Origin of the sequence: Okeania sp. SIO2C2 (assembly GCF_010692625.1) — a bacterium.
Classification (GTDB): Bacteria; Cyanobacteriota; Cyanobacteriia; order Cyanobacteriales; family Microcoleaceae; genus Okeania; species Okeania hirsuta.
In genome coordinates, this window is the sequence record NZ_JAAHGM010000038.1 from 1 (window position 1) to 23,197 (window position 23,197).

Sequence of the window (23,197 nt, forward strand, 5' to 3'; positions counted from 1 at the left end):
TCTTCCCATAATTATTGTCCTCATATTGCTGGCTATTCTATTCCACTATTTTAGTTGTGGAGCGTCCAGAACGTCTATTTTTGGCTGTCTGTTTTTAACGATCGCTTGTTTTTGGTTGTCTGTTTTTTGCGTTGGCGGAGCAAGTGCGGCAGCTATATCGCTTGTCTTAGCAAGAGTAACTTTTGACTGGCTATTCTAATGCACCATTTTAGATGAAACAGTCCAGTAGGGTGCGTGTCAAGCTAAAAATGATGTATTAAATTTTTTAGTGTAATTCTTGCTATGACTAAGATTTGGAGAATTTTCCTAAAGCACTATTTCAAGCTTGACGCGCCACTACCAATAGCGTTCATGCGTAAGTCCTATTAAAAAGAAGTAAATTAGCAATTATCTTTTCTTTTGTGGATTTAATACCCCACCATAATTACGGCGCTTAAAATAGCTTGGGGTGGGAATCTCCTCTATGCAATTTTCCCTTTTGCCCTATTCAATAAGAAGAAAAAAATAATAGCTAGAAAGTTGACAAAAAGTGCAAAAAGTGCTTCGGAATCTACTGTTAAAAACATAAAAATAAGTAATAAGAGCAATAGTTAACGGTGGGATTAATAGCGATCGCAACTACTTTGGTATTGGCAAAGAAGTTGTGATAGAAAGTCTTGCATAAATTTAAAAAGAAAGAAATAAAATGACAACAATAATAGGAACAGAAAATAGTGAACTCCTCACAGGTAGTTTGGAGATAGACGAAATATATGGTTTAGCAGGAGATGACACAATCAATGGTCTCGAAAATGGAGATTTAATTAGTGGCAACCAAGGCAACGATATTCTCGACGGAAATGCAGGTAGCGACACGCTGCGGGGTGGTAAAGGGAACGATAATCTCTCTGGAGACCTTGGCAGCGACAATATTTATGGCGATGTAGGTACAGACACCTTGACTGGGGGAGAGGGTTTCGATAATTTTGTTCTTCAGCGACAAAATCAACCATCAACGGGAGACCCAGATATTAACCAAGCAGACTTAATTACTGACTTTAATCTAGAACAAGATGCTATTGGTTTATTAGGAGGAATAACTTTTGAAGACCTCAATATTTTTCAAGGTAGTAATGAACTAGCTGACAGCACCATTATCCAAGATGCAGTCACAGGAGAATTTTTAGCTGTCCTCTCAGGTGTTAACAGCAGCGAACTTACCGAAGACCAATTTAGCATATTTGTCCAACAACTCGGACCTTATTCCAGTTCCACCCAAGACCCAGGAAAAATAGATTCTGCCATCCCTGGTTTTATTAGTTCTGAGGGTGAAGGGTTAATCAGACCAGACAGTATTGTTAATCCAAGATTTGCAGCATGGGCAACAGGATTTCAAAATTATTTGCCAGCACCAGGAGTCGATGAAAGATTCCAAACTCCCGAACTAACATTAGGACCTACCGCTAGAACAGATAATTTTATTGATATTGCTTCACTTGGCGATCTAACTCAAGAACAAATAGACGCAGGAGTACCACCAGGAGAGACTACTTTAACCTTTGACTCTGGTATTCGTAACGGTGCAGGAGCAGATTTTGCAGTATTTGAAAATGGTTTTAATAACCTTGGCGGTATTTTTGCCGAACTAGCATTCGTTGAAGTTTCCAGTGATGGGGTAAATTTTGCTCGTTTTCCTAGCGACTCTTTGACAGAGCAAGCACTAGGTAGTATTGATGTCATTGACCCCACACAAGTTGATAATTTAGCTGGTAAGCACGTTAATAATGCTTCTGAGTTTGAGAGAGAATTTTTTGGCAGTTCCTGGGGAACTCCTTTTGACTTAGATGACTTAGTTAACGACCCGTTAGTGACATCCGGTGCGGTAGATATTAATGCTATTCGATTTGTTCGTATTGTAGATATTCCTGGTAATGGTAGCTTTTTAGATGCTACAGGAGACCCCATTTTCGATCCTTGGCCAACTGCCCCACCAACTGCTACTTCTGGTGGTTTTGATTTGGAAGCGATCGGGGTAATTAATGTTATTTAGGGTTTGCTGAAAAAGTCTTATTGGTGAGGGTAGGAGACAGGAGACAGGAGACAGGAGACAGAATTTTAGAAGAAAATCATAGCTGTCGCAATTGAGTAATCAATCAAGCAAGTATTTATGCGTAAATTTTTTACTGGGAATTTGATGAACAAAAAAAGTAATTGAGATGATTTGCACAGTATAAATACTTACCAAGCTGATGATTTGCACAGTATAAATACTTACCAAGCTACGGATTTATATACTACTTTTAATGATACAAATTGAAGTGCGGAATGTGGGATTAATGTTATTAAATCACTAAATATGGATAACTAAAATGAGTGAATTTAATTGACGGGTGACACTGCTAAAACCCAGTCTTGAGTCTATAAATCTTACTTTTGACTTTTGACTTTTGACTTTTGAATTTTAACTTCCCCAATCTGAGGGAGTCTTGACAGACGCTTTACCTCAGATAAATCAATCCAATTTACTGGAAATCAATAAAAACTATGTCAATATCAACATCAACCTTGGGATATCCCCGCATCGGGAAAAACCGCGAAGTCAAAAAAGCACTCGAATCATTTTGGCAGCAAAAAATTAGTGCTGATGAATTGCTCAAAACTGTCCGAGAAATTGAAGAAACAAGTTGGCAAACCCAAGCTAAAGCAGGTATCGAACGTATCGGGGTCGGTGACGCTACTCTCTACGACCAAATATTAGATTGGAGTTGTCGTTTCGGAATAATTCCCAAGCGTTTTCAACCATTCTCAAGTTTAGAACGCTACTTTGCAATGGCACGGGGAAAAGATGGTATTCCAGCATTAGACATGACTAAATGGTTTGATACAAACTATCACTATTTAGTGCCAGAAATCACACCAGATATTACTCCAAAAGCAGATTTTTCTGATTTCTTAGAAACTGTAAAACGCGCCCAAAAAATAATCGGCGAAAGTGCAGTTCCTATTATTATCAGTCCTGTTACTTTTCTCCGTTTAAGTCGTTTAGAATCTGTAGAATTTGACAAGGTTCTCAGCCAACTTTTGCCGTTATACAGCGAGCTATTAACTCAACTAAAAGATTTAGGAATTTCGGCAATACAATTACACGAACCTGCTTTAGTTTTCGGCGATGCTCCTAATCTCAAAAAGCAGTTAGAGACCGCTTATGCTGAATTAGCAAAAGTGGGATTAAATATTAATCTTGTCACCTACTTTGATGACCTGGGAGAAACCTATCCTTGGGTGATGAAATTGCCAGTAACATCTATTAGTCTTGACTTGACTCGCGGTAAAAATTTAGAACTAATTAAAAGTCATGGTTTTCCAGCAGATAAAACTCTCGGTGCTGGTGTAGTTGATGCTCGAAATATTTGGCGGATTCGTACTCAAGAAGTAGTATCTTTATTAGAGGAATTAAAAGGAATTGTTCCTAATATTTCTGTACAGCCTTCTGCTTCTTTACAATTTGTGCCTTATGATGTTAGACGCGAGATAAAACTGCCAGAAGCACTGCAAAACGTATTAAGTTTTGCCGAGCAAAAACTAGAAGAGACAGTTTTATTATCCAAAGCGTTGACTGGAGAAAGTAGTAAGTCAGAGATAGAAAAAATCGAAATATACTGGCAAGAATTTTATAAATTTAGCCCTGCAAATGAAAAATTAAAAAGTCAAATTGAAGCGCTGAAATAAACAGACTTTCGCCGGAGCGTGTCTTATTTAGAAAGATTAGATAATCAAATAAAATTACCTGCTTTTCCCACGACAACTATCGGCTCATTTCCCCAGACTAAACAAGTTAGAAAATTACGGGCGCTTTATAAAAAAGGCGAGCTGACTCAAGCTGAATATTTAGCGCAAATTGATGCCCATATTGCCTACTGTATTGGGCTACAAGAAGGGATGGGAATGGATGTTTTAGTCCATGGAGAATTTGAACGTTCTGACATGGTGGAATACTTCGGCGAACAGTTAGATGGTTATACTTTTACTACTCATGGTTGGGTACAAAGTTATGGCAGTCGTTATGTACGTCCGCCAATTATTTTTGGTGATATTTATCGCCCTCATGCAATGACAGTTAGAGAATTTGAAGTTGCTCAATCTTTAACTGAAAAACCAGTAAAAGGAATGTTAACCGGACCAGTAACTATGTTGAATTGGTCTTATCCACGCACCGATATTTCTCGCAAAGAACAGGCATTCCAATTAGCATTAGCTATTCGCGAAGAACTGAAAGATTTAGAGAAAGCAGGTGCTGCTTTTATTCAAGTAGATGAACCAGCAATGCGGGAAGGTTTACCACTAAAACAACAGCGTTGGGATGAATATTTGAGTTGGGCGGTTGATGCTTTTCGTTTATCGACAGCGATCGCTCAACCAGAAACTCAGGTACATACTCATATGTGTTACTCTGAGTTCGGCGACATTATGGAATCTATCAAGCAATTGGATGCCGACGTAATTTCTATTGAGGATAGTCGTAGTAATAATGAGACTTTAATGCAACTGACTGATGCTGATTATCCTGCTCAGGTTGGACCAGGAGTTTATGACGTTCACTCTCCGAGTATTCCTACTACTGAGTATTTGAGGGAAAGTTTGCGTAAGTGTATTCAGTATCTACCTGTAACTCAGATTTGGGTGAATCCCGACTGTGGTTTGAAAACTCGTCGTTGGGAAGAGGCGATTCCGGCAACTCGGAATATGGTACAAGCTGCGATTAGTTTGCGACAGGAGTAGTATCAGTTATCAGTTATCAGTTAACAGTTATCAGTTAGCCTCCTACGGAGGAGCTACGCTAACAGTTATCAGTGAACCTCCGACTAAAGTCGGAGGCTTGAAATACTGAGTTAAATATTTTTTCCTCCCCTTTTAAGGGGAGGCTTTAGACCTCATTTTTTGGTAAACAAATTGTTTTTCATACCCCTAAAAATACAGCAGTTTCCGAAGCTATTTACTAGGGGAGTAGGGGAACAAGCAAAAAATATTTACCCTGTCAAAAGTCCTGTTATTTTACCTCATAATAACGGGAATTGCTGTAACAATATTAAATTCGCACTTTACACAAATAGAATTAACTATTAAACCTGATAACTAAGAAGCAATTATTAATTATGCTTCAAATCCATCTATAAATTTTGGCGTTGCTGATTCTGGGTATGATTTTGCCCCCCTAGCCCCCCAATTTTGGGGGGAATAAAACTCTAAAAGTCCCCCAATTTTGGGGGATGCGCGGGGGCTTGAACAGAACCAAACAATCGCACATTCATACTTCTATTCAGCAACGCCTAAATTTTTTCCAAGTAGTTTAATTATATAAGTTATCGAATCAAATGGATCGAGAAAATTATTTACATAATTGGCAGCAAGAGTTTATTGCTACTAATTTAATCTCTATAGGATATAATGCTTGGCAAGGTTATTTAAGTAGCCAACGGGGTCTAATTATTTGCAGTACAAATTCACCTATTATTGGTGCAACTGGAGAAACATTTAAAGTACATTTTGTGCATCGTAATAATCTTGCACCTCTTCTCAATTCCTGGTTAAAAGCACCCGATACTGTCCTCCTTAAAACACACTTTATGAATGCTCATATTTTAGAAGCAGTAGATAATTATAACCCTGAAAAAGATGTAGCTTTTATGTTAGAATCTGGCAGTTATGTTACTTTATTTTATATTACTAATTTACCGATTAGTCCGCCTAATTGTTACCAACAAGTAATCAAAATTTGGGATGAATTTCCATCTCAATATTCCTCTGAATATCAAAATAATCATCAGATTTAAAATTTGGTGATTTATTATACCTTTATTTTAATAAAAAAAAGTTATTGTAAGCGTTCATCCGTCAGCGATTCAATGCTCTAGCTATGAATTATTAGCTCATTATCAACTCAAAATAGCAATTAGTATTCAAGGAGAATTAAAACTTCTAAAAAAAATGTCTTCAGCTAACCTTAGTAGTTAATTTATTCTGGCAAAAGCTGAATTATGAATGCTAATAGCTGAATACTTACAAGTTCTTTACTTTTCTATTTATACCATTAAGAAAAATATTTTGTTGAATAAATTATTCTTTATTAACAGTTGATTTCGATAAAATTTATTCACCTATTGACAATAAAAAAAATTATGATAGTATTTGTAGATATTCTTAATTTGCCGAACAATCATGTTAATTGAAAATACAAAAATGACCGCTCAAAAGTTTCTTGTTCAATTAGACGAAATCATTGAAAAACAACATTTACTTAAGCACCAATTCTATCAAATGTGGAATGAAGGAAAATTATCTTTAGAAATGTTGCAAGAGTACGCTCAAGAATATTATCTACAAGTTCATTATTTCCCTACTTATGTTAGTGCTACTCACGCAGCTTGTGACGACTTAGAAATCCGAAAAATGCTCCTAGAAAACCTCATGGAAGAAGAAATGGGAGCGGCAAATCACCCAGAATTATGGTTGCGTTTTGCAGAAGGTTTGGATGTAAAAAGAGAAGCAGTTAAAGAGCGGGAACACCTAGCAAAAACTCAGGAATCTGTGAAGCTTTTGCAGCAGTTATCCCGCAGTGAAAATCCAGCAAAAGGTTTAGCTGCTCTCTATGCTTATGAATCCCAAATTCCCGAAGTAGCTACTACTAAAATTGCTGGTTTGAAAGAATTTTACGGCATTAATTCTGAAGCAGCTTTGGCATTTTTTAAAGTACATGAAAAAGCCGATGAAATTCACAGCCAAGTTACGCGAGAAGCATTAGTAAAACTCTGTGAAACTGATGCTCAAAAACAGGAAGCATTAACAGCAGCAGCAACAGCAGTAGACGCCTTAAATTTACTACTTGATGGCGTGTATGAAGAATATTGTCAAGTTGTGAATTAATTACAGCAATTTTCAGGTAAGGAACGGAAATTAAATAAGACCGGGAAATTTTGGTTTCTGCCACATAAACCTCTTGAGGGTAATTAATTTTATCCGGTTTTATTTTATCAAAATAATATGGGTCTAAAACCCCGCCTTTTAAGGCGAAATATTTTTGGAGCGGGGATAAAATCCCCTACTTCCCCTCCCAGGAGGGGAGGGGTTAGGGGTGGGTTGACTTGTGAGTTCTGACTTTGTTAATCTCATTCCTAAATAGAGCACAGTGGTTGAACCAACCGAAGGCATCATCTTCAGTTGCGACTTCTGGTGGTTTTGATTTAGAAGCGATCGGTATAATTAATGTTATTTAATTCAGTGGAAGGGAATAGGGACTAGGGAGTAGGGAGTAGGGAAGAATCAACAAGTATAATTAAATAGTATTGACTAAAATATAGCTGGTCTTTTGCAAGGGTTTGGAGACCAAACCCCCTACTTTTGAGGTATTTTGTTGATAAACAAACTTTAAATCCAGGGAACTAAAATGAGTGAATTTAATCAATGGGTGACACCATTAAAACGCACGGTATCGGAAAAAAATCCTAAAGGTGGAACGATAGAATATGAAGATTTTCCTACTACAATAGATGTCACTGGTCCCCTATTATATACTTTAATTCAACAAAATTGGCAGCAAGTTCAAATAGGTCATGTTGTTGAAGGTGGGGTACTAGAATTAGAATTCACTGAACCTCCAAAACTTTGCTTAATTTATGATGGTTATTTGACCGTAGCAACTCCCACTTGGCACCTTCATTTATGCCTAGAAAAAAATTTAGGAGGACCTCACTGTACGACACCAATAGAATTAAGAGAAAAACGTCTTTTAAGTCGGGCAGCATTTTATCGTAACTTAAACCCTGAAGGAGTGGCAAAAAGTTGGGGAATTCAGTTTTGGAATGGGGCGGCAGAAAAGTTAATGACGATATTTTTGCCGAATCCATTTTTAGGGGAAGATGAGGATTATTTGCCTGAGAAAAAAGCGGAGTTTTCCAAACTTGCACTTTATGAGGAGTTACGAGAAATTTATGCTTTAGGAACTCGTCCAATTCCTTTTAATAGTAATCCTTTAAAACGACCTTATTTGTCTGTTTGTCGGTCGAGTCGTTGTTATCCCTCTCGGAAGTGGCAGCCAATTTTTGAAGCTTTACAAACTGCGGTAAAAACATCAGAATTAGATATAGATGTGATTACTTCTGGCTGTTTGGAAGTTTGCAAAATGGGTCCGGTGGTGTTTTATTCTGGAGACCGAACTTGGTACACTCGCGTTACTCCTGATGTGGCTGAAAGTATTGTTAAAGAGCATTTATTAGGAGGGGTGAAGTTATCTAAAAATTTATATCCTAATACCGTTTCACTGAAGTCATAATTCAGAATTTAGAATTCAGAATGCCAGATTTGATAGGCTAAAAATTTTGACAAAACAAGAGTTTCAGGCAATTATTTGACATTTAAATTTTGAAACTATTTGTGACATCCTTAAAGTGAATTGGTATAAGTAGGGACTTTGCATGGAATATCCAGATAAAGTATGGAGGAAAAAATATCTATAGCGCCACGCGCTAGGGAATAGGGAATATGGAATAGGGAACAGCAGACTATCAAAGGGTTTTTCCTACGGAAATGCTCCGCAAACAGGATTTAGAATTGTCCTAACCTTTGCTTCGACTGTTATATGAATGATAAATCTTTTATTTTGAGATGTTGTAGGGGTTTGGTCTCCAAACCCTACTAGATTTAGGATAACCTAATTACAGCTTGTTTTTATATCTCATATACGGAAAACTGATGGTTGAAAAATGGTAAGAATCAAGATTTATGAATAATAAAATTACAGCTTATTCCCAGGAAAATTATAATGTTTGGAGTAATGCTGAAAGAGCAATCTCTCATTCTCGTCTGTGGCAATTTTTGTTAATTACTATTGGCAGTGCTAGTAGTATTATTTATCCTCACGTTCCCTTAGTAGGTTTTGCTGCTATTAGTGGGGTGACACTTAATAGAAAACAGGCGATAATTTCCTCAATAATAATTTGGTTAGTTAATCAATTCTATGGTTTTACTCTCCGTCAATATCCCCAGACTTTAGAGTCTTTTACTTGGGGATTTGTAATGGGTTTGGGAACATTATTGGTAACAATTGTAGCTAGTATTAAACCTAAATTTATTGAGCAGAAAATCTGGAAGTATTATTTATGGTTGACTGCTAGTTTAGTTATAGGATATGTCTTGTTTGAAGGAATAATATTATTGACTGCTACCTTAATGGTAGGAGACGGACATGGTTTAACAGTAGCTATTTTGGGGAGGATTTTTGTTAAGAATATAGTCTGGGCGATCGCTCTAACTTTTATCCACAGTTTGTTGATTTGGAATGGGATTAAATTCTTTAAAAGAGCGGAACGGAGTTCTATCGCTCCTACTTAAGACAACTTGACAAACAGCCTCTTAAATAAATGTTTTGAGATTCGTTAGTTAAAAAATAAGTCAATTTTTCACCCTCGTTTATATCCTTATTCAACAATAGTTTTGTCAGCTTGGATAATATTTGCTTTTATCCTTAAATCAGTAGAGGATACTACGAACAATTAATAGGTATTAATTAGAAATTAATGAAAAAAATTCTTAAGAAAGCTAGAAAATATAGCCCCAGTATTCTTAGTGCCACCTTATTGATCGCTAATCCTGCTCAGGCCACTCCCCCAATACAAATTGCCCAGGCATTTCGTCCCCTACCCATGGACGACCCCTCATTAGAAATGCCCACTGTATCTGAGCTAGAAGCAGAAGAGCCAATAGATCAGGTAACATCTGTCTCCCAATTATCAGACGTGCAGCCTACAGATTGGGCATTCCAAGCATTACAATCGTTAGTAGAACGTTATGGTTGTATAGCAGGTTATCCCGACGGCACTTACAAAGGCAACCGCGCCATGACTCGCTTTGAATTTGCTGCCGGATTAAATGCTTGCCTAGATAGAATTACAGAATTAATTGCTGCAGCAACCAGTAACCTAGTTACAAGGGAAGACTTAGCTATATTGCAACGACTACAAGAAGAATTTGCAGCCGAACTAGCAGCATTGCGCGGTCGTGTAGATTCTTTGGAAGCACGCACAGCAGAATTAGAAAACAACCAATTTTCCACAACTACCAAACTCAACGGAGAAGTTTTGTTTTGGTTAAATGATACCTTCGGGGAAAGAGCAGCAGCGCGTGGAGAACCTTCTGGCAACGACAAAACCGAGACTACCTTTTCTTATCGTGTCAGGCTAGAGTTTGAGAGTAGCTTTACTGGAGAAGATTTGTTATTCACTCGTCTACAAGCTAATAACCTTAATGAGTTGAGCGAACCAGAACTCACCAATACCTTAATGACTCTTGCCTCTATTGATGAGGGTGATGGTAGTAATGATGTTGGTATTGACCTGATGTTCTATCAGTTTCCCATTGGAGAACGCGCCCAAGCTCTTATTGGCCCCATTGGAGAATTGACTTAATCAACGAATAACGGTATAATGCGTTAAAAAGCATACCATTAGATAGGCTGCGCTCAATGTCCATGAAATCTATCAGAACCAAACTCAAATTAAATAATAAACAAAAAACTTTGATGGCTCAACACGCGGGCTATTCAAGATGGGTTTATAACTGGGGTTTGAGTTTGTGGAATGCTGCTTACAGAGACAGTTATCAGCCTAATGCTCGTAAGTTGAGAGAAGTTTTCACTAATCACACTAAACCACTTTATCCCTGGATGAAGAGCTTGTCATCTAAAGTTTATCAATATGCTTTGATCAACTTGGGTGAAGCGTTTAAGAGATTTTTTTCCTTCGGAATGCTTCGCAAACAAGGGTTAGGTAAATATCCAAGGTTTAAGAAGAAAGGTAAACACGATTCTTTTACAATTGATAATTGTGGAAAGCCAATAGAATTAAATGGTTGGAGTCACAAATTACCTTTTATTGGCATGGTGAAAACCTATGAACCAATTGAAGCAACTACTCAGAAAATAACTATTAGTAGACAAGCTGATGATTGGTACCTAAGTTTAGCTTTTGAATTTACCCCGACTTCAACAGAAAAAATTACTGATGTAGTAGGTGTTGACTTAGGTGTAAAAACTTTAGCAACCTTAAGCACTGGCGAAGTTTTCAACAGTGTTAAACCTTACCGTAAAGCTCAAAACAAGCTAGCAAAATTGCAACGCCAAGTTAGTAGAAAAGTTAAACATTCTCGTAATTGGTATAAGGCTGTAATCAAGTTAGCTAAACAGCATAGACGAGTAGCTAATATCCGTAAAGATGCACTTCATAAATTAACAACATACTTAGCCAAAAACCACGGCAGTGTAGTAATTGAAGATTTGAACGTCAGTGGAATGTTAGCTAACCATAAGCTAGCTAAGTCTATAGCAGATCAAGGTTTTTATGAGTTTAGGAGACAGCTTGAATATAAGTGCCAGTGGTACGGTTCTGAGTTAGTAGTAGTTGACAAGTTTTTCCCATCATCAAAAACTTGCTCTAACTGTGGTCATGTCCAAGATATGCCATTAAGCCTGAGAACTTATGATTGCCCTGACTGTGGCTTGTCAATAGATCGAGATTTAAACGCCAGTATTAATTTGAGAAATGCGGTCGGCTCGACCGTGAATGCCTGTGGATGAGTAACCGCCGACGGCCTCAGTGGTTTGCGTAGCATTCCGTAGGAAAGCAGGAAGTAAACATCAGATTGTCACTTTATGTGACGCTTTGTATCAGTTTTATAGAGCAGTTGACCTAGATGACGTTTCCCTAGTTCTCTCACCCTTTGCAGACGAAAGAAATGGGACAATTTCTAGGTTTGGAAGACGCAACCCTACCAGTTTCCGAGGTCCTGCTAATGCAGGTGTTGGTTTTAGCTACGCATTTAATGATAAGTTTCAAGTCAATGTAGCTTATTTAGCAGACGATCCAGCAAATCCTGCTGAGGGTGCGGGTGCATTTAATGGTGCTTACAGTGCATTAGGTCAACTGGTAATTGAACCTAACGATCGCTTGGCATTTACTCTGGGTTATGTGCGTAAGTATTGGGGTGACGATGGGGTTGATATTACTAATGGTACTGGTAGTTTTAAAGCTCAAGACCCCTTTGATGGTGTGGCGACCACTGCTGATAACGTTGGGTTGCAAGCTCATTGGAGAGTGAATGAAAAGTTGGAAATCGGCGGTTGGTTTGGTTCCACCTGGGCGCGACCAGAAACTAGCAATGGTGATGAAGACGATGTTACTATTATTAATGGAATGTTGTATTTTGCGTTCCCAGACTTATTGAGAGAAGGAAATTTAGCTGGTCTGATGGTTGGCGTTCCTCCTATTGTTACTGATGGGGGTGATGATGATGCCTTGAAGGATGATGATACATCCATACATATAGAGGCAATTTATCGTTTTCAAGTTAATGATAATATCTCTTTGACTCCGGGTTTATTTGTGATTACTAATCCTAATCACGATGATGTTAATGATACTATTTGGGTTAGTACATTCCGGACTCAGTTTAGGTTTTAACTAAAATCGGCGATCACTCAGATAATTATTGCGATCGCCGATTCTTGTGACATTATGACCATCTCAAAAAAAGGATTAATATCAAATCCGGTTAAACAACCATAGAATGGTTAAGTTAGGAGGAGTCAACCCACCCCTCGCCCCTCCCCCTCCCAGGAGGGGAACTCAGTCCTCAGGAGTCAGGAGAAGAAAGAATTACAAAGATGAGCGTAGTTATGACGATTGAAGATTTTTTTTATGTCCAATTAAACGGATTTGATATAATTAACATATTTAAAATCCAACAGATAGTTCAACAATTAATAATTAATAATTAATAATTACCTCTTCTGTAATAGAAGGATTGACTAAAAGGATTTTGTTTTCTTTTTTCTCCATGAATAGAGAGGCTTTATACCTTTATTTTTCAGTAATACCGTTTCACGGAATTCGCTCATTCAAAAGTCATGCATTTAAAAGTAAGATTTGATCGACTCAAAAGTTTTACTAGGCAGTAATTTCAGGAAATTATTTCACATTTAAAGTTGGAAACTATTTGTGATATCTTGAAAGTGAATTGGTATATTTCATCCTTTCATTAAAATCCAATATCAAAATTATTTGCTAATTCTCTCAACTAATATTGAGTCGTCCAATGTGCAGTTAAATGCCCATTTTCATCTTTTACCCAAATCATATATAAACGACTATTTGATTCTTTTTTAGATGAATTTACTTGATTTTCTAATCTTTTTGCTACTGACTCGGAATTAATGGGATGATTTTCAGTAGTTGTTCTCTTTTGGTGTAATAGCATGGTTTTATATCCTTTTACTATAGAGACTAAGAGCTGATTTATCAAGTAAATATTATGAAACTGAATTACTTGCTATATTTGCTTTTTGGCAGTTATGGCTGACTAGAGCCTAAATTCCTGATGCAATATATCAGAGTTTTCCTGCATGCAGAATGCTGTGCAAATAGCTAAGTTGACGAATCAGCTCTAAATTAATAGAGGGAGAATTAATTGTTATTTATTTCCACCCCCTATATTCTTAATATTAATCTTTTTTTTTCAGTTATTGATGTGATTTATGACGTTTTTTTTGGTGTTTAAGGGGAGGTTAAGGAGTGAGTTAAACTTCTATGTTTTAGTGATTTATATCATGTCCGGTTAAACAGTGATAAATAAATAACTGCGGAGTCCTCAGGAGTCAGTCCTCAGGAGTCAGGAGAAAAGAGGGAAGGAAGAAGAACAACAGGAGAAGAAGGAGAAAGTTTTTTTATAACTAATTATCCGGACATGATATTATATTAACAGAGACTGTGATTTAAGAATGAACCTGCTTTTGAAGAGGTTCTTACTTATGGTCGAGCAATTTGTCAAGAGCATGAATCTATTCTCGAAGCGCAAGACAAGCCATGAAATATTTAGGGCTTGCTGATTAAATATCAAAGCATTGACTGATATTGGTTTTAGCATTTTTTGGTCTAAAAAAGTACCAGCTTTGGAATGGAAAGAGCTGCATAAAGCTAGTATTTTGGGATGATTATGGCAGAAAAATCAAGGGAAAATTCTTACTCCTACCTCCTCGCTCCCGATCCATTCCTCCTGTCTCCTGTCTCCAGTATAGCTGTCTCCTACCCTCACCCATAAGACTTTTGAGCGCAAACCCTATTTATTGGTTCATGTCTTTAACGAACTTGGATTGCGTCAAAATCCCATGGGATGGACTGAACAGGAACGCCAGCAGAAAAAACCCAAAAGCTACTAGAACGATGGCAGACCCCGAAGGAATATCCAGGTAGTAGCTCAAATACATCCCGGCAATACTGGCAAATGCCCCCAGAAAGCTGCCCAAAATCATCATCTGGTGCAGCTCTTTTACCAGCAGATAAGCTGTGGTTCCAGGTGCGACCAGCATGGCAATCACCAGTAAAACTCCTACGGTTTGCATACTGGCAACCACCGTCAGGCTAATGGCGGTGACCATCCCGAGGTAATACCAGCGCACCCCCATGCCATCGGCCTGCGCCCCAATAGGGTCAAAGGTGTAAAACAACAGCTCTTTGTAAAACAGCCAGACGCCAATCACAATGATTAACGTGATGCCAAAGGTCTCCTTCAGATTGCCCTGGGTAACCCCCAGGATGTCGCCAAACAAAATGTGCATCACATCGATACGGTTGGCTCCTGGCAGCACCGTTACCAGTGTTGTGCCAGTCGCTAAAAACAATGAAAAGATCAATGCCATTACCGCATCCAGCTTGAGGCGGGATTTCGCCTCAATGCCCGACAGCACGACGGCACTCACCACCCCCGCCACCAGCGCCCCCACCGACAGGGGAAACCTCAGAAACACAGCCACCGGCAACCCGGCCATGACAGAGTGAGCAATCATGTCCCCCATCATGCTCATCTGCTGCACGATCATGTAGCTGCCCACGACAGCGCACAAAATGCCCAGCAAAATTCCCATAATCATAGCATTGCGCATGAATTCAAAGTTGAGCGGTTCAAGTAGTATGTTCAAGAAATTCTCCTTTTGATTTATCAATTCCGATGGTGTAAACGTTAGGCGGTGACCAATAGTACGGGTCCTTCGTAGGCAGTAACCAGGTTATCTTGTGTCATGACTTCGTGGCGCGGGCCTTTGGCGACAACGTGCTTGTTCAGCAATAACACCTGATCGTAATTATCCAGGGTTTCGCTGAGGTCATGGCTGATGACGAGCAAGATTTTGGCCTGGGCTTTCAGCTCCTTAAAAATGTCGAACATAATGGATTCCGTTTTCTTATCCACTGCATTGAAGGGTTCATCCAGAATCAGGAGTTCGGCTTCTTTGGCCAGGGCGCGGGCTAAAAAGACCCGCTGCTGCTGGCCGCCGGATAGGTCGCTGATGCTGCGATCGCGGTACTCATACATCCCTACCCGCTGTAGCGCCGCCTTCACCAGCTCGCGAGATTGGCGACTGGGCTGACGAAACAGCCCGGTTTGCAGGGTACGGCCCATCATGGCAACATTCCAGACAGTGACCGGATAGTCCCAATCAATTTGCGATCGTTGGGGCACGTAGGCAACCTGCGAAAGCTGCTGTGTCAGAGGTTTCCCTTTCAGCAGGGCTGTACCCGTGGCGGACTGAATCAGCCCCAGCATGGCTTTGACCATCGTGCTTTTACCCGCCCCGTTTGGGCCAATGATTGCGACTAACTCGCTAGGGTCAAAGGTACAACTCACATTGTTGAGCGCAGTGAAACTGCGATACCTCACGGACAAATCTTGAACAAGTGGTTACGCACTAACAGGTTTGACAACATGGTACTTTTTACGCAAAATAAAACGAGAACAAAATCCTACCGAAAGTATTCCCAAAGCTTCCCTACTAGCTGCCACATTTTTTGTGGCTTCTTCGATCAAACTCCCCATTCCGCCAAGCAGTGTTCACCCTTTGCTCAACGGTCTTTTGGGCGTAGTGTTAGGTTATTATGCTTTTCCAGCTATTTTAGTAGGTTTGTTTCTCCAAGCAGTGATGTTTCAGCACGGTGGCTTAACTTTTAGGTATTAATGGGTTGACAGCAGGTGTGCCAGCAATTTTCGCCTATAGCGCTGTGCGCAGGCAACAGCTCATCTGGCAACAGCGGTCAGACCCCGCGACGACGCCAGCTCGCTTGCGGAATGCTGACCAAGAGAGGCAACAGGGGGAATAAATTGCCGAGAATATAAGACTTTTAGCTATTTGGCCCCTCCTGCAATTTGTAAATATACCAGCGCTCATTGCTATACTATTTATTTCAGTTTCGTCACCGAGTGGGATTAGAAAATTCTTTATGGACGAGTATTTTCGGATTTGTCGCTGGTGCTAGTGGGGTGGCAATAACCGTTTTAGCAGTATTTGTGATTCTGATTGCCAATATTCCTTTGGATCTAGATGCTAGTGCCGAACGTTCGAGCATCATGACTACATTGGTAATTGCTCACATCCCACTCATGTTAGTTGAGGGAGTATTTACGGCGATGATAGTTAGGTTTCTGCAAAAAGTTAAACCTGAATTATTGCCAGAAAAAGTGCGATAGATCGATCTCTAAAGTGATTGTTGATATTTAACTAAAAGTTCAGATATATAATCATAACCATCCACTCCAATAACTGGCAAAATTTCTGACCTTTGCCGCTCTAAAATTTCATTAAACTCTTCTCCCAATTGACCCTTCAATACAACCATAAACCCAGCGGTTTGTCGCCATTCATTACTACCAATTTGCTCCAAAAGATACATACCCAAACAACCAGCAAAAACAGCTTTCTCCAAATTTTGCAAACTATAATAAGCTTGAGCAAGATAAGCCAAATTCAAACCTTGCAAATATAAATCTCCAGAATATTGAGCAGCTTGCCAACCCCCAGCTAAATATAACAGAGCATCTTCAGGTTTATCTAATACCATAAATGCAATTCCTAAACTACTAAAACAAAGAGACTTACTCTGACCATCACCCAAAGTTTCTGATAACTTTAAACCCTGTTGTAAATAATTAATTGCATTTTCATAAATCTCTGTTTCCATCATTTCTTGTTTTCTAGCTTGGAAAACCTCACTAAAACCTAAATTAGCTAAAGCATTAGCTTCCCCTTTTTTATCCCCTATTTGTCGAGAAAACATCAACGCTCTTTGACTGTAATTAATTGCCTCACTATAATCCTGCATCGCCACACAAGTCCGACTCAAATGATTAAGATTAGCAATTTCACAGAATTTATCCTCTGTTTCTTGGGAAATTTCTAAAGCTTGTTTATGAAATTCCATCGCCCTTAAATATTCCCCCAAAGTACGCTGAGAATAACCCAATAAAGTTAAAATTCTTGCCTTTGCTTGAGTACCTTTAACTATTTGCAAAGGAGCATCTAAATAACTCAAAGCATTCTGTAAATATTCTCCAGAAAAAGAAGCAAAAATTCCACCATAGAGCGGAAAATATTCTTGTTGAGAAAAGGCACGAAAAATTTGCAATGCTACCTGAAAACAAGAATTAGTTAAACGAGGTCTAGCTTGAAAACCATTCGCTAATTGACACCAAATAGTAGCAAAAGTTAAAAAAGTAGAAATAGATAATTTTGCCCCTACCTTAGCATCATAAATCAACTTATCAAACCATTCTACTAATCCTCTTTGTAAACATTGTAAAATTAATGCTAACTCAACTAAATTATTAGCTTCAATACTAGCTTTACTCGCAAATTCTACAATCGACTTTTCCAAAGCAATAGTATTAAATAAACCCTCTGGAAAAGAACTATTTACCTGTTTTGCCCATAATACCCACGGTCCTCGTTGTTCAGGAGTACCACCAAATCCTAATTGACCCTTACTTTGGTCATAAATCCAACTTACCAAATAAGGTTGCAGTCGTTGCCAAGCTTCTAGACCTTTAGTAATACCAGTCGCAAACTGTTGCAAGTCTTTTTCTAACTCAGAGTCAGCAGTTTGGAGTTTTTGTCCGTCTAGACTTTGGGCTAGTTTTTGGAGTTGATTGAGAGTCAGGGGTTGTTTTTGGTTAGGGTCAATAGCATTGAATAAAGTAGTCAGGCGATCGCTAGACTCAGCATTAATAATTTCTTGTACAGATGAAGCGATCGCTTCTTGAGTTTGATTTAGTTTTTCCCACCGCTCCCATTCTCCCTGAATAGTTTTCAGGGCCCGCAAACGACGATTAGCTTTTGCTTGTTTTAACTCATCAGTTTCTGTATCTACTTGGTTTTGGATAGTTTGTAGACGTTCATCAAAACAACGTTCAAAAATTTCGCCCGTACCACTGCTAACTTCTTTTACCAGCATTTGATATACCTGTTCTTTAGAACGGATTTGACCTTTGAGGGTAATTTCCACAATGTGGTCAATTAAATTAAGATAGCGTTCCTGCCAAGAAATAGATTCTGTCATTTGAATTATCAGTTATCAGTTATCAGTTATCAGTTATTAGTACCTTTTGCTTTCCTACGGAATGCTGCGCAAACAGCTAAAAGCTTGAAATCAGGAATATTTTCTTTTCTCGGGTGCATCTCAATGCGTGAATAAAGCCAAAAATTTATCGCTTTTAGGGAACAGGGAACAGGGAACAGGGAACAGGGAACAGGGAATATATAGGAAAAAAGTATTTTTGCTTGCTATGAGATGCACCCCTTTTCTCTTGGTCGATTAGATATGGCGCAGGATTCCTCGCCATCTCTTGACCGCTTTTTATCCTCTTAAAAAAAAGAGGAATACTAATTCTTTGTACTCAGATAATATTATTATGAAATACATTTAATCGTGCAAATATACGAATCTCCTCATCTCCCCACATTCCCCTCCTGGGATAGGTTTAATTCCTACTCACTTCACCCGTAGTTTATACAAGCTTGTTGGAGCTAATCTCCATACACTTTTCCTTCTTTCTCCCCCCTTTCAAAGCTATGCTTTATAAACATCTTTCTTAACATAAAACTCGACAAAATAGACAAGTTATGTGGGAGTCCTTCAAAGGTTTTTGTCAGATAAAAAGTGTATTAAAAAGTAAATTTTTTTTGATAACTTAAGTAGTTTTTCCTATCTACTATGATTTTTTCTCCTTTCTCCCCTGCTCCCTGCTCCCCTACTCCCCTGCTTCCCACAAGGTTTTCAGGAGTTCCTTATCAGGGATAGCGCATCATCCGGGTGCAAGGGGGGATGTCTTCTTCCTTCTTAAAAATACAATCACAATACTGATTAAATTAATTTATACATTTATCACTACAAACATTTTTTCAAACATTTCATGAATCATATCTTCCATATCATCCATCTTTGCATAATTAGGACCTCTAACAAACTCTTTTAATGTAATTTTTCGGTCTTTAAGATCTTTAACAAAATTATGTAATTGTTGCAAAGAATATAGATCAATCTCTGCTTCTTCCACCAACTTTTCCATCAAATTTTCTCCTTGTCGCTTTGCTTTGCGATACTGTTTTACCATATTTCCTTGAGGAGTCTTTTTCACCTCTCGTAACTCTGATTTAACTTGTTCATATTGTTGAGATAATAGTTCAATTTCTTTCTCTAATTGTTCGCATTCTTTTTCACTATCATTTTGGGAAAACTTAACTTTTTCTTGATTTTTATCTCTTTCAATCTCTAGTAACCGAGCTAGATCGCCACTTTGATAAGCAATATTAATTTCTTTCATGATTTCAGTATAGAAAACACGAGTTTCATTATCCCTAGCTTTATCTGGGTGAAATTTATCGGCCAATTTTAAGAATATTTTTCTCAGGTCTCTACTAGGACGTGGTTGACAAATATCTTCATTTTCATCGTAATGATGATTTTCTCCAAAAAAATCTTTCTCTGTTGTCTGTTCATAATCATCTCTATCTTCATCTTGAAAATCTGTAGATGATGACCGATTAAAATATTCTGGGCGAGGAGAAATTTTACCTGTCAATTGTAAGATTCGATAAATATCTATAACTTCTTGCTTTTGACGTTTTCCTAAACGTTTATTACTTAAAATTTTATCAAATAGCCCATGAATTTTTTGATCTAGACTATTAATTTGTTCATAAAATGGTCTACTTTTTTGACGCACTTCTTGAGTAAGTGTTTGCATTTGTTGAGTCAGGTTAGACAATTCAGTTTTTTTACGTTTGATTTTGGTCAGAAGTTTTTGATGTTTTTCCTTGAGAAAATCAATCCTAGCGTGAATGGAAGAGAAGGATAAAGCATTTTCTTGAGGTAGAGAATTAGAAGTTGCTGTTTTTTTAGTTTTTCTTGGCATAGATAGTAAGTATAATAATAAAAACTTTGGTAATTTAATCTTTTACAGTCTATCGTAATTTACTCAATGTGTCATCTGAGTAAGAATATATAGCGCTACGCGCAACTCAACTCAATGTGTCATCTGAGTAAGAATATATAGCGCTACGCGCAACTCAAAAGTCAAAAGTTAAAAGTTATAGCGCTACGCGCAAGGCAACAGGCAACAGCGGTGCGACCCCGCGTCGGCGACAGACGCAAGGGAATGCGTACCAAGAGAGGCAATAGGCAACAGGGGAATACAAAGGGGTTTCAGGTTCTATTTATGTCCTAATCTTAATGCGTAGCGCTATAAAAGTAATATCTGACTGAGTTTGAACATTTATAAATGTCCTCAGCTATTTGCGTAGTGCTATAGTATCTCTAATTGATTCAAAAAGCTAAGATACAAATTGTTTCTTACCAAATTACTCAAAATCATTAACACAAAAAAAACAGGAGATGTTATCCCCTGTTGCCAACAGAATTTACCAACAATATGCTTTTTATTTCTATTAGTTTTTAACAGAAACTTTTACCATTTGCGCTACTGTGATTTTTTCTGTCTTGACTTCAACTACTGTTGAGATAACAATTCAATTTCTTTCCCTAAACGTTCACATTCTTTTTCAGTATCATTTTGGTAAAAATTCACTGTTTCTTGATTTTCCTCCCGTTCAATCTCTAGCAACCTAGCCAAATCACCACTTTGATAAGCAATATTAATTTCTTTCATTATTTCAGTATAAAGAATACGAGTTTCATGTTCCGTCGCTTTATCAGGATGAAATTTATCAGCTAATTTTAGGAAAATTTTTCTTAAATCTCTACTCGGACGTGGTTGAGAAATATCTGGTTGTTCATGGAATTTAGAGTGATTTTTCTCATCATAATAATCCTCTCCAAAAAAGTCTTTCTCAGTTGAATCTTCCGAATTATCTCTAATTTGAAAAAAGAATGCTACAAAAAGTTAGCTCCCGCTCAGATATGCTTAAAAATAGCTACTCTGATTCATTTTAGATATTTATATCTATCGTTTTTACATTTTTTAAATATTTATCCCTTCTTCCTTATTGCTTCTTCCTTCTTTCTTACTACTACATTTGTAACAAACACTTATCAAATTGGTATTATACAGTAATAACACAAAAAAAAACAGGGGATGCCAATCCCCTGTAGCCAACAGATTTACCAACAATATGCTTGTTATTCTTCAGTAGTCTTTACATTAACTTTTACAGATTCTGCGACTGTCATTTTTTCGGCTTTGACTTCAGCTACCAAGTCTTCCAGCATTTCTCCAGTTTCAGTTAAAGCAGCTTTGCTTTTTTCATAAAGTCTGATCCCACCTTTAAGAGTTGCCTTAGCAACTGGTTTAACTACAGGAACTAATATCGGTGCTATTACTACGGCGCCTAAACCAAACGCTACTGTAGATAGATTTGTGTGTTTGACTGTTTTTAGTATGCTTGACATGATAAATCTCCTTTTACCTACATTAAGTGATGAGTATTTCCAGTAATGCTTCTTTGAGTTATGCTATTTAAGTTTATTGTGAAGATACTGAAGTAGTTAAGTTAGCTTCTTCTACTAACTTAGCCAGATAAGGAAGCATATCTAGATGAGGTTCATGGGCGATCGCCACTGAAGCTGCCGAAGAGTTGATACGGACATTTGTCACTCCATCAGTGCTTAAAATTAATTGTTCTAGTCTCTGGCCATAGTCTACATCATTACCAACTTGCGGTACTCGCAACCTTACTCGCCCTAGGGTAGAATGAAGCACTTGAAATGAGGGTGCAACAGTGGGAGTTAAATTTTTCTCTGTTGTTAACTCGTCCGACTCTGGTTTTAGCTGTTCGATTACCCCTCTAGTCAACTTCGATGTTATTAGGGAAATTGGTAAACTTCGCCAACCGGAAATCCCCAACTTTTGGTTAACCAGCATACAGGCAGTCATGGGAATTAGAGAATCTATTAAATCTGCTGTAAATGTCACCGTAGGATTTACAGGTTGTGATGATTTATTTTCTACTGCTTCTGTTGTCGGCGATATTAATGCGGGGGTGCGTTCATCAATGTTTAAATCCTTCAATATTTCCCACAACCGAGACAAAGACATAGTGCTGAAATCAAAACTCACAACTAAGCTACCCGTGCTATTATTTAGTTTCACCTCGTAGATACCTTCATGCTGCTGTAGTTGTTGAGCTATTGCTTTGAGGGTAGGAATATCAATATTTTTACTACAAGCCTTTAAACGGATACGCCCAGGAGTGTTATGTACTACTTGCATCGCTATATTTGTTGTTTGTTCTGTAGTTACGTTGGCCATTGTCCACCTCCCTGATGTCTAAAGAGCTAATTTAATCTGGATTTATAAATACTAATTCACAGTTGCAAATTCCATGTTTAAACCAGGTTAACTGTTTTTTACTCTATTTATATATTTAATACTATTCATCCAAAAAAAGCAACCCTTGTTACGGTTCTTCATAACTTTATTTTATTAGAAAAATTTAATGTTAACCTGGAAAACCTTAATTTTAAAGACTTTGAAAGGAGTAAGAGAGTAATCTTAAACTTAAAAGACAATAATCTACAAAAGTTTGAGTTGAAGATGAGAGCCTGGGGGTTTCAACCCCTGGATGAAACATGAGCCACGGGATTGATCCCGTACTGTCCTACACATCTGATAGTTTATATACTGAAGTGGAAATCAAGTCTAATATTTCTGTCAATGGGAGGGCGTTAACAATTTTAGGTAAAGAGATATTAGGAGAGTTTTATCATTTTCTTTGTGGGTTTAATACCCCACCGTCAACTGGAGTGTTCAAAATTACTTGGGGGAGCGTAGACGCGGAGCGGCCCTTCGTTGACTATCCCCATGTAATTTTCCTCCTGTCTCCTGTCTCCTGTCT

18 protein-coding genes and 3 pseudogenes are annotated in these 23,197 nt (G+C 38.0%); 13 read left to right on the top strand and 8 right to left on the bottom strand.

The genetic code is table 11. The annotated features are described in order from the left end of the window. From F6K18_RS24385 to F6K18_RS24435, 11 genes and pseudogenes are all read left to right on the top strand, one after another. Nucleotides 1-199: hypothetical protein (locus F6K18_RS24385; protein WP_287523630.1), on the top strand; the 199-nt coding region annotated here is incomplete at its 5' end. 486 nt (nt 200-685) lie between these two features. Then, nucleotides 686-2,029, top strand: coding sequence for a hypothetical protein (locus F6K18_RS24390; RefSeq protein ID WP_287524919.1), 1,344 nt, complete (start codon nt 686-688; stop codon nt 2,027-2,029). A 494-nt stretch (nt 2,030-2,523) separates the two neighbouring features. Beyond that, nucleotides 2,524-3,708, top strand: coding sequence for a hypothetical protein (locus F6K18_RS24395; RefSeq protein ID WP_287524920.1), 1,185 nt, complete (start codon nt 2,524-2,526; stop codon nt 3,706-3,708). 15 nt (nt 3,709-3,723) lie between these two features. Beyond that, nucleotides 3,724-4,758, top strand: a pseudogene (gene metE / locus F6K18_RS24400) (5-methyltetrahydropteroyltriglutamate--homocysteine S-methyltransferase); the annotation flags it as partial. 593 nt (nt 4,759-5,351) lie between these two features. Continuing rightward, nucleotides 5,352-5,810 (top strand): hypothetical protein, encoded by a 459-nt coding sequence (locus F6K18_RS24405; RefSeq protein ID WP_287524921.1) that lies wholly within the window; start codon nt 5,352-5,354, stop codon nt 5,808-5,810. A 385-nt stretch (nt 5,811-6,195) separates the two neighbouring features. Beyond that, nucleotides 6,196-6,900, top strand: coding sequence for a CADD family putative folate metabolism protein (locus F6K18_RS24410; protein ID WP_287524922.1), 705 nt, complete (start codon nt 6,196-6,198; stop codon nt 6,898-6,900). A gap of 520 nt (nt 6,901-7,420) precedes the next feature. Then, nucleotides 7,421-8,305, top strand: coding sequence for a (2Fe-2S) ferredoxin domain-containing protein (locus F6K18_RS24415; protein WP_287524923.1), 885 nt, complete (start codon nt 7,421-7,423; stop codon nt 8,303-8,305). A 449-nt stretch (nt 8,306-8,754) separates the two neighbouring features. After that, on the top strand, nt 8,755-9,363 hold the full coding sequence (locus F6K18_RS24420) for a hypothetical protein (RefSeq protein WP_287524924.1): 609 nt from the start codon (nt 8,755-8,757) through the stop codon (nt 9,361-9,363). A gap of 185 nt (nt 9,364-9,548) precedes the next feature. Next, a pseudogene (locus F6K18_RS24425) lies at nt 9,549-10,415 on the top strand (iron uptake porin); the annotation flags it as partial. A gap of 77 nt (nt 10,416-10,492) precedes the next feature. After that, the gene (locus tag F6K18_RS24430) at nt 10,493-11,602 is read left to right on the top strand and encodes an RNA-guided endonuclease TnpB family protein (protein ID WP_287524925.1); all 1,110 of its coding nucleotides are present in this window, start codon (nt 10,493-10,495) and stop codon (nt 11,600-11,602) included. Nucleotides 11,603-11,621: 19 nt separating this feature from the next. Continuing rightward, nucleotides 11,622-12,485, top strand: coding sequence for an iron uptake porin (locus F6K18_RS24435; protein ID WP_287524926.1), 864 nt, complete (start codon nt 11,622-11,624; stop codon nt 12,483-12,485). A gap of 616 nt (nt 12,486-13,101) precedes the next feature. On the opposite strand, the gene F6K18_RS24440 is transcribed toward F6K18_RS24435, so the two are convergent. The 3 genes from F6K18_RS24440 to F6K18_RS24450 form a co-directional block, all read right to left on the bottom strand. Beyond that, a complete protein-coding gene (locus tag F6K18_RS24440; protein ID WP_287524927.1) occupies nt 13,102-13,281 on the bottom strand; it encodes a hypothetical protein in 180 nt (59 codons plus the stop codon). Between the two features lie 862 nt (nt 13,282-14,143). Further along, nucleotides 14,144-14,998 carry a metal ABC transporter permease gene (locus tag F6K18_RS24445; RefSeq protein WP_287524928.1) on the bottom strand — a complete coding sequence of 285 codons (855 nt, stop codon included), beginning with the start codon at nt 14,996-14,998 and terminating at the stop codon, nt 14,144-14,146. 41 nt (nt 14,999-15,039) lie between these two features. After that, entirely contained in the window at nt 15,040-15,735 is a 696-nt protein-coding gene (locus F6K18_RS24450) for a metal ABC transporter ATP-binding protein (RefSeq protein ID WP_353735155.1), read from the bottom strand. Between the two features lie 16 nt (nt 15,736-15,751). On the opposite strand from F6K18_RS24450, the pseudogene F6K18_RS24455 reads away from it, so the two are divergent. Together F6K18_RS24455 and F6K18_RS24460 are read left to right on the top strand one after the other, a co-directional pair. Next, nucleotides 15,752-16,058: pseudogene (locus F6K18_RS24455) on the top strand (energy-coupling factor ABC transporter permease); the annotation flags it as partial. A gap of 181 nt (nt 16,059-16,239) precedes the next feature. After that, the gene (locus tag F6K18_RS24460; protein ID WP_287524930.1) at nt 16,240-16,539 is read left to right on the top strand and encodes an energy-coupling factor ABC transporter permease; all 300 of its coding nucleotides are present in this window, start codon (nt 16,240-16,242) and stop codon (nt 16,537-16,539) included. A gap of 8 nt (nt 16,540-16,547) precedes the next feature. Here F6K18_RS24460 and F6K18_RS24465 read toward each other — a convergent pair whose 3' ends face one another. From F6K18_RS24465 to F6K18_RS24485, 5 genes are all read right to left on the bottom strand, one after another. Next, nucleotides 16,548-18,404: a tetratricopeptide repeat protein gene (locus F6K18_RS24465; protein ID WP_287524931.1), complete on the bottom strand. Its 1,857-nt coding sequence runs from the start codon at nt 18,402-18,404 to the stop codon at nt 16,548-16,550. Nucleotides 18,405-19,218: 814 nt separating this feature from the next. Further along, nucleotides 19,219-20,259: a J domain-containing protein gene (locus F6K18_RS24470; RefSeq protein ID WP_287524932.1), complete on the bottom strand. Its 1,041-nt coding sequence runs from the start codon at nt 20,257-20,259 to the stop codon at nt 19,219-19,221. A 594-nt stretch (nt 20,260-20,853) separates the two neighbouring features. Next, the gene (locus F6K18_RS24475) at nt 20,854-21,012 is read right to left on the bottom strand and encodes a hypothetical protein (protein WP_287524933.1); all 159 of its coding nucleotides are present in this window, start codon (nt 21,010-21,012) and stop codon (nt 20,854-20,856) included. 470 nt (nt 21,013-21,482) lie between these two features. Next, the gene (locus F6K18_RS24480) at nt 21,483-21,752 is read right to left on the bottom strand and encodes a DUF5132 domain-containing protein (protein ID WP_287524934.1); all 270 of its coding nucleotides are present in this window, start codon (nt 21,750-21,752) and stop codon (nt 21,483-21,485) included. A gap of 73 nt (nt 21,753-21,825) precedes the next feature. Beyond that, nucleotides 21,826-22,611, bottom strand: coding sequence for an HMA2 domain-containing protein (locus F6K18_RS24485; RefSeq protein ID WP_287524935.1), 786 nt, complete (start codon nt 22,609-22,611; stop codon nt 21,826-21,828). Between the last annotated feature and the right edge of the window lie 586 nt (nt 22,612-23,197).

Coding starts and splice junctions, on each gene's coding strand:
- F6K18_RS24470 (WP_287524932.1), bottom strand. CDS start 20,259: ATGCCAAGAAAAACTAAAAAAACAGCAACTTCTAATTCTCTACCTCAA.
- F6K18_RS24485 (WP_287524935.1), bottom strand. CDS start 22,611: ATGGCCAACGTAACTACAGAACAAACAACAAATATAGCGATGCAAGTA.
- F6K18_RS24405 (WP_287524921.1), top strand. CDS start 5,352: ATGGATCGAGAAAATTATTTACATAATTGGCAGCAAGAGTTTATTGCT.
- F6K18_RS24420 (WP_287524924.1), top strand. CDS start 8,755: ATGAATAATAAAATTACAGCTTATTCCCAGGAAAATTATAATGTTTGG.
- F6K18_RS24475 (WP_287524933.1), bottom strand. CDS start 21,012: ATGAAAGAAATTAATATTGCTTATCAAAGTGGTGATTTGGCTAGGTTG.
- F6K18_RS24440 (WP_287524927.1), bottom strand. CDS start 13,281: ATGCTATTACACCAAAAGAGAACAACTACTGAAAATCATCCCATTAAT.
- F6K18_RS24465 (WP_287524931.1), bottom strand. CDS start 18,404: ATGACAGAATCTATTTCTTGGCAGGAACGCTATCTTAATTTAATTGAC.
- F6K18_RS24480 (WP_287524934.1), bottom strand. CDS start 21,752: ATGTCAAGCATACTAAAAACAGTCAAACACACAAATCTATCTACAGTA.
- F6K18_RS24395 (WP_287524920.1), top strand. CDS start 2,524: ATGTCAATATCAACATCAACCTTGGGATATCCCCGCATCGGGAAAAAC.
- F6K18_RS24430 (WP_287524925.1), top strand. CDS start 10,493: ATGTCCATGAAATCTATCAGAACCAAACTCAAATTAAATAATAAACAA.
- F6K18_RS24390 (WP_287524919.1), top strand. CDS start 686: ATGACAACAATAATAGGAACAGAAAATAGTGAACTCCTCACAGGTAGT.
- F6K18_RS24410 (WP_287524922.1), top strand. CDS start 6,196: ATGTTAATTGAAAATACAAAAATGACCGCTCAAAAGTTTCTTGTTCAA.
- F6K18_RS24415 (WP_287524923.1), top strand. CDS start 7,421: ATGAGTGAATTTAATCAATGGGTGACACCATTAAAACGCACGGTATCG.